This window comes from Streptomyces capoamus, assembly GCF_014654935.1.
Taxonomy (GTDB): domain Bacteria; phylum Actinomycetota; class Actinomycetes; order Streptomycetales; family Streptomycetaceae; genus Streptomyces; species Streptomyces capoamus.
The window spans coordinates 125,405-141,804 of record NZ_BNBF01000008.1 but is presented as its reverse complement, the minus strand read 5'-3'; the positions used below and the strand labels follow the sequence as shown (position 1 = coordinate 141,804).

Genomic DNA, 16,400 nt, shown 5'->3' with positions numbered 1-16,400 from the left:
GCCGGCCCTCCTGGCCTCCCTCGACACCGGCCACCTGCGCGGCGCCGCCCTGGACGTGTTCGATCCGAAACCGCTCCCCGCCCGTCATCCGCTTCGGCTCCACCCCCGGGTCGTACTCACCCCGAAAAGCTCGGTGTTCTGCCGCGCGTACATGGACGGGGCGGTTGCGTTCTTCGCCGACAACCTGCACCGCTACCTCTCGGGCCAGCCCCTCAACGGCCTGGCCGAGGCGCCCGCCACCCGCTCTCCGCTCGTAGGAGGCTGACCAATGCCCACCGCAGACCACGACGATCTGGCCGCCGCCTTCGCCGCCGCAGGCCGCAACCACCCCTACCTGGCCTTCACCCTGAACTCGCTGTGCAACCTGGACTGCGTGTTCTGCAAGCCCCGGTGCATGCCGGACTACGGGCACAAGGACCGGCCTCTGACCGCGTCCGACTACGCGGCCATCGCCACCGAGGCCGGGGCCTGGGAGATCAGGAAGGCGCACTGCTCCGGCGGTGAGCCGACCCTCCGAGCCGACATCCTCGACGTCATCGCGGGCCTCGCCGACGGCCTCGGACCCGACGCCGCGATCGGCATGACCAGCCACGGCAACCTGCGCCGGGGGCTGAGCGTCGAACAGCTCCACGAGGCCGGCCTGACCTACCTCAACCTCAGCCTCCACAGCCTCGACCCGGCGCGGTCCGCCGCGATCATGGGCGGCGGCGACCCGCGCACCACCCGGAGCACCCTTGACGCCGCCCTCTCCCTCGGCCTGCGAGTGAAGATCAACTGCGTTCTTCAGCGCACCTACCTGGACGACGCGTTCGCCGTGGCCGAACTCGCCCGCGACCTGCCCGTCGCCGTCCGCCTGATCGAACTCCAGAACATCGGCCCCGCCCAGGCGCTCTTCGACACCGAGTTCATCACCGAAGCGGAGGTGCGTGACCGTCTCCACGAGTGGTTCGCGAACGCTGGCGAAGTCCCCCGGGGCCAGCTGGGCGTCCGCAGCCCCGGGCAGTACCTCCGTCCCGACGGCTGGGCAGGATCGATCGGCTTCATCTCCAACTCCAGCTGCGCCACCTGCTCCGACGCCAACCGCATCAAGATCACACCCACGGGAGTGGCTCGACCCTGCATCCTGCACAACCGCGACATCCCCCTGAAGCCTCACCTCGCCGACGGCACCCTCGGCGACGCCTTCGCCCACCTCTTCCAGGCCATGCTCGACCGCAACACCAACGATGCCTGGCAGGGCTTCCACTACGTCGACTACGACCTGCGCTGGGACCGGATGGAGCGCCCCGAAGGCACTCCGGTCCTGCCTCTGCTCCCCGTCCTGCCCACGGAAGCGGCCGGCCCCTCCTGCGCCCGCGCCTCCACCGGGGAGCGGTGATGGTCGTGGTCGACGCGCCGCCTCTCTACCAGGAGCTCGGCGCTCTGTACGAACACGAACTGGACACACACGGCGTCGGAGCCGTGATGCTCACCCACAAATGGCAGCCGACCGACCTGCTGGCTCCGCACTCCGACATCGACGTACGCGTCATCCTGCGCCAGGCACCTGCGGACTGGGAAGAGTGGAACCACCGCCTGGCCACCGCACACACCACCGCAGTCGACCGGGAAGTCTTCCATCGACGTCTCCTGGAGCACCCGCCCGGCTTCGCGTTCACCGTGACCGAGACGGACGGGAGACTCGTCTCCGCACCCGAACTCGCGACCTGGTCACTGATCAGCGGCAGCGTGCGGGACTTCCAACGCTGGAAGTCCCGCGCCCAAATGGCGCCCTGGTGCGAGGTCGATGAGCGGTTCTACCGGGGAATCCTCCAGGCTCGGATGGGCGGCCGATACCAGCTGGCTGCGGACAGCACAGACAACGTGGCCGAGGACATCGCCGCGTACCGACGCCACTGCGTGGCGTGGCACTACCTCGCCCCATGCTGGTTCGCCGCCGCCGCACTCGCGACCCGGACCCGCTGCCCCGGAAAAACGGCGGCCCTCACCCAGTGGCGGCCGGAAGGACTGGACGGATACGCCGAGCTGTTCCTCCGGCACTCAGAGCACGATGCCGATGCCCGCCCAAGGAGCCCGCGCCACCTGCTCCGCGCGGCCCATGTCGCCCTGGAGGCGGCCATGCGCCGCGTACCTGACGGGGGCCGCCCAGACGACCAGGGGCATGAGCACGCTCGTACTGACTGGGTGATGACGGCCGGCATGCTCCGTGTACGCGTCGCCCGCTGGCTGTACTACCTCGATCCGCCGCCCGGTGTGGCGACCGCGTACCTGATCCGGCGGGAGGCGAAAGAACTCCGCTCCGCCGCGCAAACGCTGACCGCGCTTGCGGCAGACGAGGCGACTGTCGCTCAGCGGCTGGCCGCCCGGATGGCGGCGTTGATCCCCACCGGACCGACCACCGCCGACACCCTGCGCACAACGCTCGCGCGCTGGCACCAGCAGAAGACCACCGTCCAGGACTTCCTCAGCTTCACGCCCGACGACGTCCACCTCTGATCCAAGGAGTCTCGCCATGACCGCGCGTGCGCTGGTGCCTCGCATCCTCAAAACGGCCAAGGTCAAGATCACCACGAAGTGCAACCGGCACTGCGACTTCTGCATCTTCGCCGACGGCGCCCAGGGCGAGAACATGCCCCTGGAACTGTTCTCCACCATCCTCACCCGGCTGGAGACCATCCCCTTCCAGCAGCTGCACATCAACGGCGGCGAACCCACCGTGCACCGGGACTTCCCAGTGCTCAGCGACGCCGCCCGCAAGCGGCTGCCGGACAAAGTCATGGTCCTGGGCACGAACGCCATCACCCTGGCCCGCAACCAGCCGATCATGGACGCGACCCTCCGCTCCTACGACCAGGTCCTCATCGGCTGCGACGACGAACACGGGAACTACGACGAGGTGCACGCCGTCGTGCCCCGCCTTCGCGAAGCCGGCAAGACCGTGGTCGTCAACAGCGTCCTGGAAGGCATCAGTTCCACCCGGCTCACGCAGCTCGGGACGCTGTGCGAGAAGTACGGCGCCATCCATGTCACGAACCACGTGCACCACGTCGACGTCGGCCAGCCGACGAACGAGCTGCGCGGCCTCTGCGACCGCTACCTCGACCAGCACTTGATGATCGAGATGGACGGGTCCTGCTACCGCTGCTTCAACGCCATGGCGAAGGACGACAGCGAGTTCAGCATCTGGGACGAGGACTTCGCGGCCAAGGTGTTCGCGCCGCGCGCGCACCACTTCCGGTTCTGCCTGCGCTGCCACGAGTACACCGACTCCGGCGCCGCACTCGTCCCCGCCCTCACCGTCTGACCGGGAGGTACACCACCATGCCCGCAGTCCTCGGACTGAACTTCCACCACGACACGGCCGCCGCGTTAGTCGTCGACGGCCGCCTCTACGCGGCCGAAGAGGAGCGCTGGAGCGGCGTCAAGCACAACCACCCCACCCGCAAGGGCACGCTCACCGTCCCGACCCGTGCGCTCCAGTGGTGCCTGGAGGCCGCCGGCATCGAACCGGAGGATGTGGACGCCGTCTGGGCAGCCTCGATGCGCCCCAACCCCGCGGCCGGCTGGTGGCTGGCCGAGGAGCGGGAGGAACTCGCCGCCCTCCTGCCCGCCCCGCTCGGCGAACACCTCCGCCTCCTCTCCCACCACACGGCCCACGTGCTCTCCGGCTACCTGCTCTCCGGGCACGAGCACGCCGCGGGCCTCGTCATCGACGCCGGCGGCTCCTCACTGGGCTCCGACTTCGGCCCTGGCCGGGAGCGCATCACGGGGTACGACCTGTGGCCCGATCGCATCGACCGCCTCTACCAGGGCATGCCAGCCGTCGTACCGGGCCCGGTCGGGCCCCGGCGCGTCCACTCCTCCCTCGGGCACTTCTACCGGAACCTCGCCCGGCGGGTGATCCCGCCCGGCGACGAGCCCGAGGGCAGCATGATGGCGCTCGCGGCCTTCGGCGATCCCCAGCGCTACGCGACACACATTCGCGAACTGGTCAGGCTCGGCGACGAGGGCGAGGTCCGCATCGACCACCCGTGGGGTTCTGCGGACGGCAGCACACCGCTGCTGCTCGATGGCCGGGCCTGGACCGCCGACAACGTCGCGGAACAGCCGGAACACAAGCGTGCCGACCTGGCCGCCGCCGTCCAGGTGGTCTTCGCCCAATCGGTCGTCCACATCGCCCGCCACCTGCAACGACTGACTCGGGCCTCCGCGTTGGTGTTCTCGGGCGGATGCGCCCTGAACTCCCACCTCAACGGCCAGATGGCCGCCGACAGCGGCTTTGACACCCTCTTCGTCGCACCGGCCCCGCACGACGCCGGCACAGCCGTGGGCGCCGCGCTCTACGGCTGGCACCACCAGCTCGGGCAGGAGCGCGTGCCGGTGCCGACCGACGCGGCCTGGGGCCCGGATCCGGGCGCGCTGCCGACGACGGCGGTGCCGTCCGGCTACCACGCCTTGCCCCACCTCGGGCCCGAACTGGCACCCACAGTGGCGGCACTGCTCGCCGAGCACCGCATCGTCGGCTGGGTGCAGGGACAGCTCGAATTCGGGCCGCGTGCCCTCGGCCATCGCTCGATCCTCGCCCACCCCGGTCGCGCCGCAACGAGGGACCGGCTCAACGCGATCAAGAAGCGAGCCGCGTACCGCCCGTTCGCGCCGGCCGTCCTCGCGGAGCACGCCACGGAATGGTTCATGTCGGCGGGCGACCCCTTCATGAACCGTGTCGCCACCGTCCGACGGTGCCGAGCCGACCGAGTCGCGGGGGTCACCCACCACGACGGCACCGCCCGCGTCCAGTCCGTCGCCGCCGACCACCAGGGCCTGCGCGATCTCCTTGAGCAGTTCCGCGACCTCACCGGACTGCCGCTGCTGCTGAACACATCCTTCAACCGCAAAGGCACCCCGATCCTGCGGACCGCTGAGCAAGCCGTGGCGACGGCGGTGGAGCTGCGCCTCGACGCCCTCGCCGTCGGGGACACCCTGCTACTCGCCGACCACGTCCCCGATCCCCGTGCCGCGTCCCTTCGTACGAGGTGAGGCGAATGGACCCTATCGATCTCGACCACGTCCTGACCGTGCTCGGTGCCGCCGCGTGGAGCCCGGACGAGCAGTCCCGCGCCCGCGTGGCCGCCGGCCTCGCTCTCACGGTCTACGACGGCCACACCCGCGACCAGGGCACGCCATACCTGGCGCACCCACTGGCCGTCGTCAGGCTCCTGCGAACGGAGATCGGCGTCCGTCACCCCGAGACCCTCCTCCTCGCCCTCCTCCATGACGCCTTGGAGGTAGCGCCCGAGTCGGAAGCACTGCTCGTCCACCACCTCGGCGGCCCGTTCACCGCCCGCCTGCGTGCCATGACGGCCGACCACCGCCTCGAACAGCGCCCCAAGTCCGCCGGCGACGAGGCTCGCTGGCGCGCGAAGCAGGCCGCGCTCCCGCCCGAGGAGCTCCTCGTCCGGCTCGCCGACCGCCTGCACAACCTGCGCGACCTCGCCGCGTCCCCGAACCTCGACCGACGCCGACGGTTCCTCCAGACCCTGGGCGATTTCCACCTCCCCCTCGCCGACGCCGCCCGCGACCTCGGCCCCCATCTGGAGACCATGCACGCGCGCCTGCACGCCGAGTACGTCCACCACATACAGGAGGTACGTCCGTGAAACGGGTCGTCTACTCGATGGAGCCGGTCGGCCGGACCGGCGGCCGGGTCTACCTACGGATGCTCCACGAGGTGACGGCCGACGACGTGGAATGGCGCACGGTCCCGGACCACAAGCGGACCTACCGGGTCCGCCGCTGGCGCAAGCTCCGCCACCTCGCCCGCCTGGCACCTTCCATACGGGCGCTGCAAGGCACCACCGGCACCTTCGTGTGGGACGACCTCAGCCTGCTGCTGTTCACGCCCGAGATGCGCGCCCGCACGGTGTTCCTCCTGCACCACTACGAGCCGCTCCAACATGACTCCGCCCCCATCGAGGCCATGCTCTGGGAGCGGCTGTTCCGCGTTCTGCCGCAGTGCGCCGCCGTCGTGTGCGTCGCCCCGTACTGGGCCGACCAGCTTCGCGCCCGAGGCGTCCGCAACGTACGTGTGATCTACAACGCCTTCGACATGGCCGAAGTAGAGCAGGCACGCGGTTACGACCGGGCCGAGTGCCGCGCCGAGTTCGGCCTACAACCCGACGTGATCGGCGTCTACGCGGGCAAGGCCGTGCACTGGAAGGGGACCGAGGAGGTCTCCGCAGCACTGGCCGGCGTTCCCGGCCTGCGGGTGATCACCAGCGGCAGCAACACCATCGGCCTCGACAGCGCGCACTACGACGTCGAACGCGAGCGGTACCTGCGTCTGCTGCGCGCCTGTGACGTCGGTGTCTTCCTCCCACGGATGCGAGAGGGCTGGAGCCGTTGCGCCGCCGAGGCTTTACTCCTCGGCCTGCCCTGCCTCATCCGTCCGGTGGCCGGCCTGGGCGACCTCGCCGCACTGGCTGGCCAGCCGGCCCCGGACCTCCGCCGTCTCCCGGCACAGGTCCGGGAGCGTGCGGCGGCACGCCACACCGAGGCCAAGGCGGGGTACGAGGCCCTGGCCCGGTTCGACCTGAACTACTTCGGCGACGCCTGGGGCAACCTCCTGACGCAGGTCGCCTGACCAGCAGCTAAGCCTGCGCGACCAGCTTCTTGCTGGCAGCTTCCAGACGGGCCAGCACGCGGTCCCGGCCGAGCAGCTCCATGGACTCGAACAGCGGGAGTCCGATCGTCCGGCCGGTGACCGCGACCCGGATGGGCGCCTGGGCCTTGCCCAGCTTCAGCCCGTGCTTCTCCCCGACGGCGAGCAGGACGGCCTTCAGGTCGTCCGCCTTCCAGTCCGCGACGTCGGCCAGCTCGGCGCGGGCGTCCGAAAGGATGTCGCCGGCGCCTGCCTTCATCGCCTTGTTCCACGACGCCTCGTCCTCGACCGGCTCGTCGAGGAACAGGAAGTCCACATAGCTGGTGATCTCGGAAAGCAGCGCCAGCCGGGTCTGGGCCAGGGAAGCCGCCACCTCGAAGACGTCCTTGTCGAACGCCTCCGGCCGCCACGGCGCGTACGGGGCGACGAGCCACGGCGCGCAGGCGGCGGCGAACTGCTCCGGCGACAGGGCGCGGATGTACTCGCCGTTGAACGCCGTCAGTTTCTTCACGTCGAAGAAGGCCGGTGCGGTGTTCACGTCCTCGATCCGGAAGAGCTGCTCCAGCTCCTCGTACGGCCTGATCTCCCGGTCGTCACCCGGGCCCCAGCCGAGAAGCATGAGGTAGTTCACCATCGCCTCGGGCAGGAAACCCTCGGCGAGGTAGTCCTCCAGCGCCACCTTGTCCCGGCGCTTCGACAGCTTCTGCCGCTTCTCGTTCACGATCACCGGCAGATGCGCCCACACGGGCGGCTTGGCACCGAGCGCCTCCCACAGCAGCTGCTGCTTCGGCGTGTTCGACAGGTGCTCCTCACCACGGATGACCTGCGTGATTCCCTCGTCCAAGTCGTCCACGACGTTGGCGATCAGAAAGACCGGGGACCCGTCGCCACGGGCGATCACGAAGTCCTCGATCGCGTTGTTCGGGAACGCCGGCTCCCCGCGGACCAGGTCGACCACGACGGTCTCCCCCTCGTCCGGCGTCCGGAACCGCAGCGCCCGCCCTTCCTCGAAGGCCAGCCCCCGGTCCCGGCAGAACCCGTCGTACCCGAGGTGCTCCGACCCAGTGCGCTCCTTCAGCTGCTCCCGGGTGCAGTCGCAGTAGTACGCCCGGCCGGCCGCGAAGAGCTGCTCAGCCGCTTCCCGGTGCCGGTCGGCGTTGTGCGACTGGAAGTACGGCCCCTCGAAGGCCGGGTCCTCGCCATGGATGCCGATCGCCGCAAGCGCACTGATGATGCCCTCAGTCCACTCCGGCTTGTTCCGGGCCGCGTCGGTGTCCTCGATCCGCAGGACGAACCTGCCGCCGGACTGTCGCGCCACCGCCCAGTTGTAGAGAGCAGACCGTGCACCACCGACATGGAACATGCCGGTCGGAGACGGGGCGAAACGAACGCGAACCGGGGCAGTAAACATGCGCTCCAGGGTACCGACGCGGGACCTACGCCCCGGACCACTCGCCGGGCCCGCGCCAACGCTTTTCGGCCGTCCTTGCCCCTCGAACGCTCGGCTGGCCGGGTGTTGCCTCCCGCGGCACGATGAGGCCGCGGACGTGCGAAGAGCGGGGGATGGGACGCACGATGGACTGAGGGTCTACGTCACCCGTTGGAAGGAGTTCCGGGCGACCACAACGACGCTTGATCACCCTCTGCGACAATGGTGTTACTCGGTGCGAGGTAAATGGTAGGGGGTTTCCGTGTGCCTGCGTTGAGCGTGGACGAGGCTGGCCCGGAGCGCGGCACGGCCGTGTGGGAGGACGACTACATCCTGCTCGCGCTGTTGTCCCACGGCCTCGTCGAAATGAAGCGGCGACTGGAGGGCCTTGGAGAGCCGCGTCATCTCTTGTCCCGGGCGGAGAGGCGGGACACCGGTCTGCCAGGAGCTTGGCAGGAGGCCGTCACGCGTCTGTGGTGGCGGTTCTTCTGGGCAGGGCTTGAGCCCCCGCGCAACGACTACGCGGTGCTGGAGCTGTGTCGGCTGCCGCTGGGCCAGTGGCCACTGCGGATGGCTCTCTCGTCGGCCGACGTCGAGGTGTCTCTGCTGGATGGGGAGGAGCCGAGCGAGTTCGCCGAGGAGGCTGTGCGGGGCGCCTGGGGTGATCCAGAGGCTCACATCGCCGAGCAGCGCGTGCACCAAGCGCTGCTGCTGGTGGCTGAGGCCAATGCCCGCGAAGGGCGTGATGCCTGGCGGATCTACGTGCGGATGCGCCGCCTGGTGATCGAGCGGCCGGTGATCAGCGACGTGGAGGTACGGGCGCTGCAGCAAGAGCTGCCGGCAGGGCCGACGGCCGGAGAACCGTATGTGATGGACTTCGTGCGCACAGCGTATGAGCGGCGGCCGGCGGAGAACGGCGTGACGCTGACCGTGTGCGCGCGGTGCGGCGTTCCGTTGCCCCAGGCACGGGGGAGCCGGAACAAGAGCTGCGGCACACCGAACTGTGAAACCAGCCCCAAGATCCTGCATCTGCCCACGCTCGGCTTCTACTGGGTACTCCACCGCGGTGCCCGTCGGTTCGTTCACGATCCTGGCGTGTTCGAACTGCGCGTCTGCGAGAAGGTACGTGCACTGGGGCTGGAGCCGGAGTTGTGGCTGGGCACGGACCAGCCCGACGCGCTGGACGTGTCCTTCCGCGTCCCACGAGGGAAGCGGAGCGAGCTGTGGGGCACGGACGAGAAGGACTGGGCCAGCCCGGTTCTTCTGGCCAGGTCGTTCAGGTGGCCCATCGAGCCCGAATGCGATCGGCGGTTTCTCGTGGTGCCGGAGCACCGCGCCCAGGTCCCCGGCTATCTGACGGACCTGCGCACGGAGCTCGCCGGCCGCACGGATCCAGCACGCCCCTTCAAGGTGGTCACCGAGAAGCAGCTGCTGACGGAGATCAGGCGCGCACTGGCGCGGCAAGGCGGTGGCTCATGCGCGAGGTGACGGGCTGGTACGAAGACCTGTCGGAAGCCGAGGGCATCTCGCAGGACGCCGTCCGGCCGCTGCAGAAACGCGAGTTCTTCGACGTCGAGCTCGCTCTGACCTTCATGGCGGATCACTTCCCCGACGAGCCAGTGGACTGTTTGTGGTCGATGCTGTCCCGCTACATCGTCCCGCGCCCCGACGACGCCGTGATGGCCGGCCGACTGCACCGTCTGGGCTTGCTGCTGGGACGGTACGGGTCGGGGAGCCGCTGGCTGCGAAGCCTCGGGGAGTACGACAAGCTGCCGGAACGGCTGCGAGCCTTCAGGAGGCTGCCGACACGCGGCCGGAGCGAAGACGGGGAGGCGGCAGCGGTCCGGTACCGGATGCGGGATCCTGCGGCGCTCGCTACCCGCTTTGAGTTGTACAGAGCGGTGATCGACCGGCCTGTGCCCTACGCGTCTCCGCGGGTCACCCGGGCGGCAGAGCCCGGGGAGGTGCACCGGTTCACGAACTCCTTCACGGGCTCAGACGAAGTGGTCGCCATCCCGAAGTTCGAGGTCCCGGTGGAGCTTCGCTCGCTGCCTCTGCTCACCTCACGACGGCGACGCCCGGTGCGCCTGACGCCGAGGATGCTGCGGCAAGCGGCACAGAGGATGGATCGCGTGCTGGCGAGCCGGCCGGACATCCCTGAACGCAACTTCGCCGGTCGGTTGCGGAAGGTCGCCTTCCAGCCGTGGTCGCCTGAGATGTCGAGGTTCCGCACCAAGCCCACCGGCTGCAGCGTGCGCGGTTTGGTGCATGGTATCGGCCTGCCGAACAGCGGCAAGACGAGCTACGCGCTGATCGGTACGTACGCCGCGGTCAGGCGCGGACACACAGTGGTCCTCGTGCTGCCGTCGGTGAGCGACTGTCTGCAGAAGACCGCGCTCTTTCGGGCCCTCGGCGTCAAGGCCGTTCCGATCTTCGGAACGGGGAGCCGCTTCACGCACGCGTCGGGATACTGGCGCGGGGTGCTCGCCGACCACGCGCCTGCCTTCCCGAGTGTCGCCGATGTCGCGGCGGACTACGTGTCGTGCAACTGTCTCCTGGAGCCGTTCCGGGACGCGCCGGGTGGCAAGCGCCCGCCGCTGCCGGTCAAGGATTTCCCCTGCCGGGAGAAGCTGCTCGACGCGGACGACAAGCAGTACAACTGCCCGCTGCTGGCCATCTGTCCGGTCCACCGGGCCGAGCAGGAAATGGCCGGCGCGGACGTGTGGCTGACGACCCCGCAGGCACTGCTAGTCAGCTGGGCCCAACCCGTCCACGCGCGTCTTCGCTGGCTGGAGGCGGTCCAGCACTGGGCCGACCTGCTGATCGTGGACGAGGCCGACAAGGTTCAGCAGACCCTGGACGACGAGTTCCTGCAGAGCCAGGTGCTGGTGGCACAGGGCGGAAGCTGGTGGGATCAGGAGGTCATCACCGCTCAGAACAGTCTTCGCGCGACCGGCCGCCGCCCCCTGGAAGACCGCCGTGCGATGGAGTACTACCGGTTCAAGGGCAAGGCGGACGACGAGGTCAATCTGCTGTACAACGCCCTGCTCGAACCCGACAAGGACGGCGGCAGCGCCCGACTGCGCAAACACCTGCACGAGACCTACTTCTCCGGCCACTCCCTCTTCAACGACCTCGCGCGGCTGCTCCACGGCCTCAGCCCCAACGGCGAGGGACCGCAGGAGCAGGAGGAGAAGGCGTTGGAGTACTACCGGAAGAACTTCGAGACGTTCGTCTTCCACACCTTCGACCCGGTGACGGGTCCTCTCCAGGCCATCGTGCCGGATCTCGAGAACCCCGCGCTCTCGGAGGAGGAACTACGCAAGCGCGTCGATGCCTGGCTGATCGAGCACGCGAGCGCGGCGGGCGGCCCGGAGGCCGAGCGCAAGCTGGGAAGATACCTGCCGTTCGCGCGCCACCTGCTGCGCGCCGCCTATCACACCTCGCTTCTGGGAAGCTCGTATCTCAGGATGGCGACCATCCGCCCAGCGGTGGAACCGTTGCAGGTGATCGAGTTCCACACGAACGCGCGATGCGCCCGGCCTCGCACGCCAATGTGGCAGACGATCTGCCGGTGCATCCGCGGTGGCCAACCGGTCGAGGTGTACTTCTGCGACCCCGCCTTCGCGCCGCGACACGCGCGCAACGACACCGCTGCGGACACCGCGAACACGAGCATCCTTCTTGCCATGGAACGCGCCCTGCGCGGCAAGATCCGGCCCAGCGAGCCGCTCGACGAACGCGACCGCGCCGCCGCCGAGGTCCTCTACGAACTGATGCTGCAGTGCCTGGAAAACATGGACTGGGAACAGTGACCGCCACGACGAAACCGCAACCCTACCCCCGCATCGCCTGCATGACCTGCACCATCGACCAGGGCACGCTGCCACCACCGGGGCTGAACACGCTGCGCTTTCCCTCCCGCTGGCTACGCCTGCTACGGAGCCAGTACCGCCCGCGCCACACGCGGGACGACCTGCCGGTCCGCGCCCTCGCCGACCTCCTGCGCGCCGTCGATCGCAACATCGTGGACGTGGCCAACTGGGGGCTGGACGACCAGGACAAGTACTGGATCGCCTCCACCGAGGCCGTACCCACGGTCGTCGTCCACACCGTCGTCGCGACCTGGGCCAGCGTCTTCGTCACCGCCGACCGTCCGCACATCGACTGGTACCAGCTCCTGGACCCCGACGACCTCGAACGCACCCGCGACACGGAGGACGTCCCCGTCACCGCCTGGACGGTCGCGCCCAACGGAACAGCAGCACCCACGCGCGGCTTCTTCCAAGTTCTGCCGGGCATGCTCGCGGCGCATCTCGCCGAGGCCGGCCTGCCCCTGCTGCACCCCGAGTCGTCCCCGCGGCACCTGGTGCTCGGCCCCACGCTCGACGGCCCCCGAGAGGCTGTGGAGTGGCCACCGCGCTGGATGCCCGACCGCAACGGTGACGCCCCCTGGTCGCTCGGCGTACGGATCGGCGCCCAAACCGCCTGGCAGGAACCCGAGCCACGCATCCATATCGACCTCGTCCTGCACCGCTGGCTCCACCTACCGCTCAGCTACTCCCCCAACCTGAACCTGCACGCCTGGCTGCTGAGCCCCGGGGGCATCCTGCGTCCCAGCGAGCGCCCCACCTTCCTGCGCGTCCCCGGCACCTGGCGCGGACACTGGATGTGGTCCAACGGCCTCGAACAACTCCTCACTCGCCTGAGCCAGCTCCCGCACCCCGCACTCCCCGACGTACTCGGCGACCCGCTCCGGTACCTGCCCCACGCCGGCGCGCCGAACAGCGCTTCCGACGGAGAAGACGACCGGTTGCCCTACGCCGCCATCCAGTACCAGAGCGGCATGCGGCTGCTCCGCCCTGAAAGCCCGCCACCCCCTGACGGCCGGCGACAGAACGCCAAGACATGTGATCACCCCGTGAACCCGGGCTTCATGCCGATCAACCACCACCAACTTTTCGAGGCCGTCACCAACGCGCTCGCTACCGTCGGCGTGACCCCCACCCAGACCTACTCACGCCGGCGGCCACGTGGCCGGAGCACCAGCCCGCGCCTCGCCCCGGAAGGGCGCCGCTACCAGCTGGAATTCTGGAACCAGACGGACACCACCCGCCGGGTGCTGCTCAATGCCCTCCAGGACAACAAACACGGCCTCGCGCTGACCCCAGCACCGACAGCCGAAGGCCCCACTCGGTCCTTCAACGACGGATCCCTGACCCTGTCGGTCAGCTTCCACGACATCGGCGAACTGGCCGCCGCCCTGCGCCTGCCCGCGGGCCAGGAAAGCAAAGCCGCCCGGACGGCCATCGCAACTCAACAGCGCCTTGAGAGGATCCGGACCCGCCTCGGGTCCCTGCCACACCGGGATACGCCAAGCACTCCTCCCGGCACAGGGCACACGGCGGCCCTCATCGAACTCGACGGTCCCCGAGCGTTCACCGGCAAGGACATCGCCGACCCGAAAACCACCTTGCGAAAGGGCTTCGCCCACGGCGACCGCGTCACCCAGTTCCTCCGCCCCATCACCGCCACGGACACCGCGGCCACCGAGGAGATCAACGACGACGAACTCCTCGACACGGACGACGTGGTCAACGCCACCCAGGCCACAGACGACGACCTGGACCTCGACATCCAGCTCCCGCCGGAAGACACCGAGGAGACAGCCGCCGACCGCGACCTGCCCCGAGCTGCCAACGCCATCCGGGACGCCCTACGCCAACTGGGACACGTCCCAGCGCCACACACCTCCCCAATCGGCGCACCGATCGAGGTCTGGGCACTGTGGTACGAACCCATCCGCGGCGGCGCCATCCCCATCCTGCTCCGCCACCGCCCTGACGGCACCCTCACCACCCTCCTTCCCGGCATGCCCCCCATGCCCTACAGCGACCTGCATCTGGCGCTCGCCACCGGCCGCGGACGGCTTCCCCGAGGCAAGGGAGCCGACAGCGAGTACACCGAATTCCTGCTCCGAGCCCTGACCCTCGACGACCCCACACCCAGGCTGCTGCTCGTCGGCGGCCGGAACCTACGTAGCCGCGGCTGGGCCTGGCTCCAGACCCAGCACATGCGACGTGACGTCCTGATCCTGCCTGGCGCGGACCCCCGCGAAAGCGCAGACCTGACCGTGGAAGACATGGCGGTGCAGCAGCCACTGGCCCGACTCGGCGTACGCCTGCCCAGCCAGTGCCCCGGCCTCCGGATCGCCCGCGTCATCCCCCGAGACAGCGCTCGCGAAGTACCGCACGTCTTCGCCCAGGACGACGACCGCCCCTACGGAATCACCTCCGGCCTCTTCGAGATCCACGAGCGGCTCTACTACGCCCTCGCGCCCAAACCCGTCCAGGCCAAGGCACCCATCGGTCTCGACAAGTTCGACCCCGCCCGCCCCCGCGCCGCCGCCAAACGAGCCTGGAACCCAGGAGCCTTGGAAATCGCCCTGCCCTTCCTCCAACAGGAAGACACCGACACGGCTGCCTGGGCCCAGTACGTCCACTCGCTGCGCACCGCCCACCTGCACACCACCGTCCCGACCCGCCTCCCCGCGCAATTGCACCTTGCTGACCTTGCCGGCCGGTACATCGACGCTCGGTGAGCACATCAACCGGTGCGCACACTGGACCAAAGGATGACGCCTATCCGCAGAACCGACGACATACCGTCACCAACATGCGGGCTGTCCCGTCAGATCTCCTTGAAGGTCCCCTTTATGCCGAGTTCTTCTAGGCGCTGCTGGATTTGTTCAGCCTCATCGGCCTGTATCACCAACTGGAGTGTTCCCTGCAGATAGCTGATCTGCCGTTCGTCCAGGGCCATGTAGAACGCCCGGAAGAGTGCGGCGAAGCCATCGGCACTGTCACCGTTGGCCAGGAGGTTCTTGGTGAACGAGAAGGCGACCTGCCGGTCTCTAACCTGTTCCGTTTTCGGAGATTGGTCCGGACTCGGCCTGTCGGTCTCCCGCTGCCGGGGCACGCTTGGTGTGTCGACCCCTGAGCTGCCGGGCTTGCGCGGTGAGCCATTGTCGACGGTGTCGTCGGCGCTCACGAAGCATGGACCTTCGTGAACCGGCTGGTCGCAGTCGGCGCACGTCTTGGGTTGTGGCTTGGCGAGGCGCAGGCCCGTGCTCGCGAGGTTGACCTGCCCTGGTGCTGTGACCTCCACCTCGGTGCCCGCTCCGTCGACGATGCTCAGCAGGCCCTGGCTGACAGCATCGTAGATCGCCTGCTGAAGGTCGCGGTCACCGCCGTACAGCAGCGGCAATCGTGGGGCGCTGTAGAAGGCGGCTCGGATGTCGGAAAGGGTCTTGCCGTAGTCGTGGTCGCGAAGGTTGTGCAGGAGAGCCTTGGCGCTGAACTGGCCAGTGTCGAAAACCTTGTCCCGAGCAGCGAGGCCCTTCCAGACGAGCATGCCGTCGAGGGCGGTGATGTTGTCCTTGTCGAACGTGAGCTGGTCGAGGTACCGCTCCCCGTCCGGATCGGGCTGGGCGAGGTAGGCGACATGCTGGTACGCCCGCTTGAGTGCCCTCTCCAACTGAGTCTTGGCCTCGGCGAGCTCCTTGGCACCGATGGTCTTGAGCTCGTCGTCGTTCTGAATCTCGGGAGCCTGTAGAGCCTTCTGCCTCGCTAGATACTCCACCGCCACGTTGCGTGCCAGGGCTCGCTGCTGGGTGTTCACGACGGCGTATACCGCACTGCTGGCCCACTGGACGGGGAGCTGCTGGGCACCTTGCCCGAGCCCCATGGCGACGGTGAGAGCCTCAAGGGTCGGCTTCTCCATGCCGTTGCGCAGGCTGTACTGCGCGGGGTCCAGCACGATGAGCCGGGTGGTGTAGGCGGTGTCCAAGCCTGCAGTGGCAAGGACGTCGGCAGGACTGCGTTGCGGGTCCGCCGAGACGAACTGCACCTCGCGGAAGGGGCCGTTGCTGGCCAGTCGCTTCGAGATGGCGGCGATGACTTGATCACGCTCGGCTTCGGTGATGGTGCGCCGGATGTTCTTGACCAGCATGCGGTGGGTGAGCCGGGTGGAGAGGAAGTAACGGGCCGGCTTGTTGTTGCCCTGGCCGGGAGTGATGTCGAGAGCGCTCATCCCTCGGTTGGGGTTGACCAGCTCATCGACGACGCCGTCGGCGTCGGTGACGGTGTACGTGGTCTCCGGCACGCTGGTGGCCGCCTTGACCTCAGGAGCACTGGCTCCGCGGCCCCGCCCCGGGCGCAGGGTGCCGACAACACTCGCCAGGAAGATAAAGGTGGCCGCACGTTCAGCCGCGCGTGGATTGTTCGGGCCCCAAGTGCTGGATGGCCGTTGAAG

General features: G+C 68.8%; 11 protein-coding genes and 1 pseudogene. 10 read left to right on the top strand and 2 right to left on the bottom strand.

From position 1 onward, the window contains the following. The 7 genes from IE312_RS40160 to IE312_RS15170 all read left to right on the top strand — a co-directional run. Positions 1 to 265, top strand: a 265-nt coding sequence (locus tag IE312_RS40160) for an NAD(P)-dependent oxidoreductase (protein ID WP_268254316.1), incomplete at its 5' end; no start/stop codon positions are given. 3 nt (positions 266 to 268) lie between these two features. After that, positions 269 to 1,378, top strand: a complete 1,110-nt coding sequence (locus IE312_RS15195) for a radical SAM protein (RefSeq protein WP_189982048.1) — start codon at positions 269 to 271, stop codon at positions 1,376 to 1,378. Next, positions 1,378 to 2,496 (top strand): hypothetical protein, encoded by a 1,119-nt coding sequence (locus IE312_RS15190; RefSeq protein WP_189982046.1) that lies wholly within the window; start codon positions 1,378 to 1,380, stop codon positions 2,494 to 2,496. The genes IE312_RS15195 and IE312_RS15190 overlap by 1 nt, the downstream gene beginning before the upstream one ends. Positions 2,497 to 2,512: 16 nt before the next feature. Then, positions 2,513 to 3,304, top strand: a complete 792-nt coding sequence (locus IE312_RS15185; RefSeq protein WP_189982044.1) for a radical SAM protein — start codon at positions 2,513 to 2,515, stop codon at positions 3,302 to 3,304. A gap of 17 nt (positions 3,305 to 3,321) precedes the next feature. Further along, positions 3,322 to 5,037 (top strand): carbamoyltransferase family protein, encoded by a 1,716-nt coding sequence (locus tag IE312_RS15180; protein WP_189982042.1) that lies wholly within the window; start codon positions 3,322 to 3,324, stop codon positions 5,035 to 5,037. A gap of 5 nt (positions 5,038 to 5,042) precedes the next feature. Then, a complete protein-coding gene (locus IE312_RS15175; RefSeq protein ID WP_189982040.1) occupies positions 5,043 to 5,657 on the top strand; it encodes an HD domain-containing protein in 615 nt (204 codons plus the stop codon). Beyond that, positions 5,654 to 6,640: a glycosyltransferase gene (locus tag IE312_RS15170; RefSeq protein ID WP_189982037.1), complete on the top strand. Its 987-nt coding sequence runs from the start codon at positions 5,654 to 5,656 to the stop codon at positions 6,638 to 6,640. Before IE312_RS15175 ends, IE312_RS15170 begins: the two co-directional genes overlap by 4 nt. A gap of 7 nt (positions 6,641 to 6,647) precedes the next feature. Here the strand turns inward: IE312_RS15170 and gltX are convergent, their stop codons facing one another. Further along, complete coding sequence (gene gltX / locus IE312_RS15165) at positions 6,648 to 8,021, bottom strand: glutamate--tRNA ligase (protein ID WP_229899787.1); 1,374 nt, start codon at positions 8,019 to 8,021, stop codon at positions 6,648 to 6,650. A gap of 345 nt (positions 8,022 to 8,366) precedes the next feature. Here gltX and IE312_RS15160 point away from each other — a divergent pair, with 345 nt between their 5' ends. The 3 genes from IE312_RS15160 to IE312_RS15150 are packed head-to-tail and all read left to right on the top strand — an operon-like array spanning position 8,367 to position 14,688. Beyond that, positions 8,367 to 9,575, top strand: coding sequence for a restriction endonuclease-related protein (locus tag IE312_RS15160; protein WP_229899852.1), 1,209 nt, complete (start codon positions 8,367 to 8,369; stop codon positions 9,573 to 9,575). Continuing rightward, positions 9,563 to 11,902 carry a pPIWI_RE_Z domain-containing protein gene (locus IE312_RS15155; protein ID WP_189982031.1) on the top strand — a complete coding sequence of 780 codons (2,340 nt, stop codon included), beginning with the start codon at positions 9,563 to 9,565 and terminating at the stop codon, positions 11,900 to 11,902. Before IE312_RS15160 ends, IE312_RS15155 begins: the two co-directional genes overlap by 13 nt. Before the next feature lie 41 nt (positions 11,903 to 11,943). Then, positions 11,944 to 14,688, top strand: a complete 2,745-nt coding sequence (locus IE312_RS15150) for a pPIWI_RE module domain-containing protein (RefSeq protein ID WP_189982029.1) — start codon at positions 11,944 to 11,946, stop codon at positions 14,686 to 14,688. 89 nt (positions 14,689 to 14,777) lie between these two features. Here the strand turns inward: IE312_RS15150 and IE312_RS40155 are convergent. Continuing rightward, positions 14,778 to 16,400: pseudogene (locus tag IE312_RS40155) on the bottom strand (DUF499 domain-containing protein); the annotation flags it as partial.

Bases quoted from the DNA above. Each gene is read 5' to 3' on its own strand.
- IE312_RS15155 (WP_189982031.1), top strand. From the start codon at position 9,563: ATGCGCGAGGTGACGGGCTGGTACGAAGACCTGTCGGAAGCCGAGGGC.
- IE312_RS15180 (WP_189982042.1), top strand. From the start codon at position 3,322: ATGCCCGCAGTCCTCGGACTGAACTTCCACCACGACACGGCCGCCGCG.
- IE312_RS15175 (WP_189982040.1), top strand. From the start codon at position 5,043: ATGGACCCTATCGATCTCGACCACGTCCTGACCGTGCTCGGTGCCGCC.
- IE312_RS15185 (WP_189982044.1), top strand. From the start codon at position 2,513: ATGACCGCGCGTGCGCTGGTGCCTCGCATCCTCAAAACGGCCAAGGTC.
- gltX (WP_229899787.1), bottom strand. From the start codon at position 8,021: ATGTTCCATGTCGGTGGTGCACGGTCTGCTCTCTACAACTGGGCGGTG.
- IE312_RS15190 (WP_189982046.1), top strand. From the start codon at position 1,378: ATGGTCGTGGTCGACGCGCCGCCTCTCTACCAGGAGCTCGGCGCTCTG.
- IE312_RS15150 (WP_189982029.1), top strand. From the start codon at position 11,944: ATGACCTGCACCATCGACCAGGGCACGCTGCCACCACCGGGGCTGAAC.
- IE312_RS15195 (WP_189982048.1), top strand. From the start codon at position 269: ATGCCCACCGCAGACCACGACGATCTGGCCGCCGCCTTCGCCGCCGCA.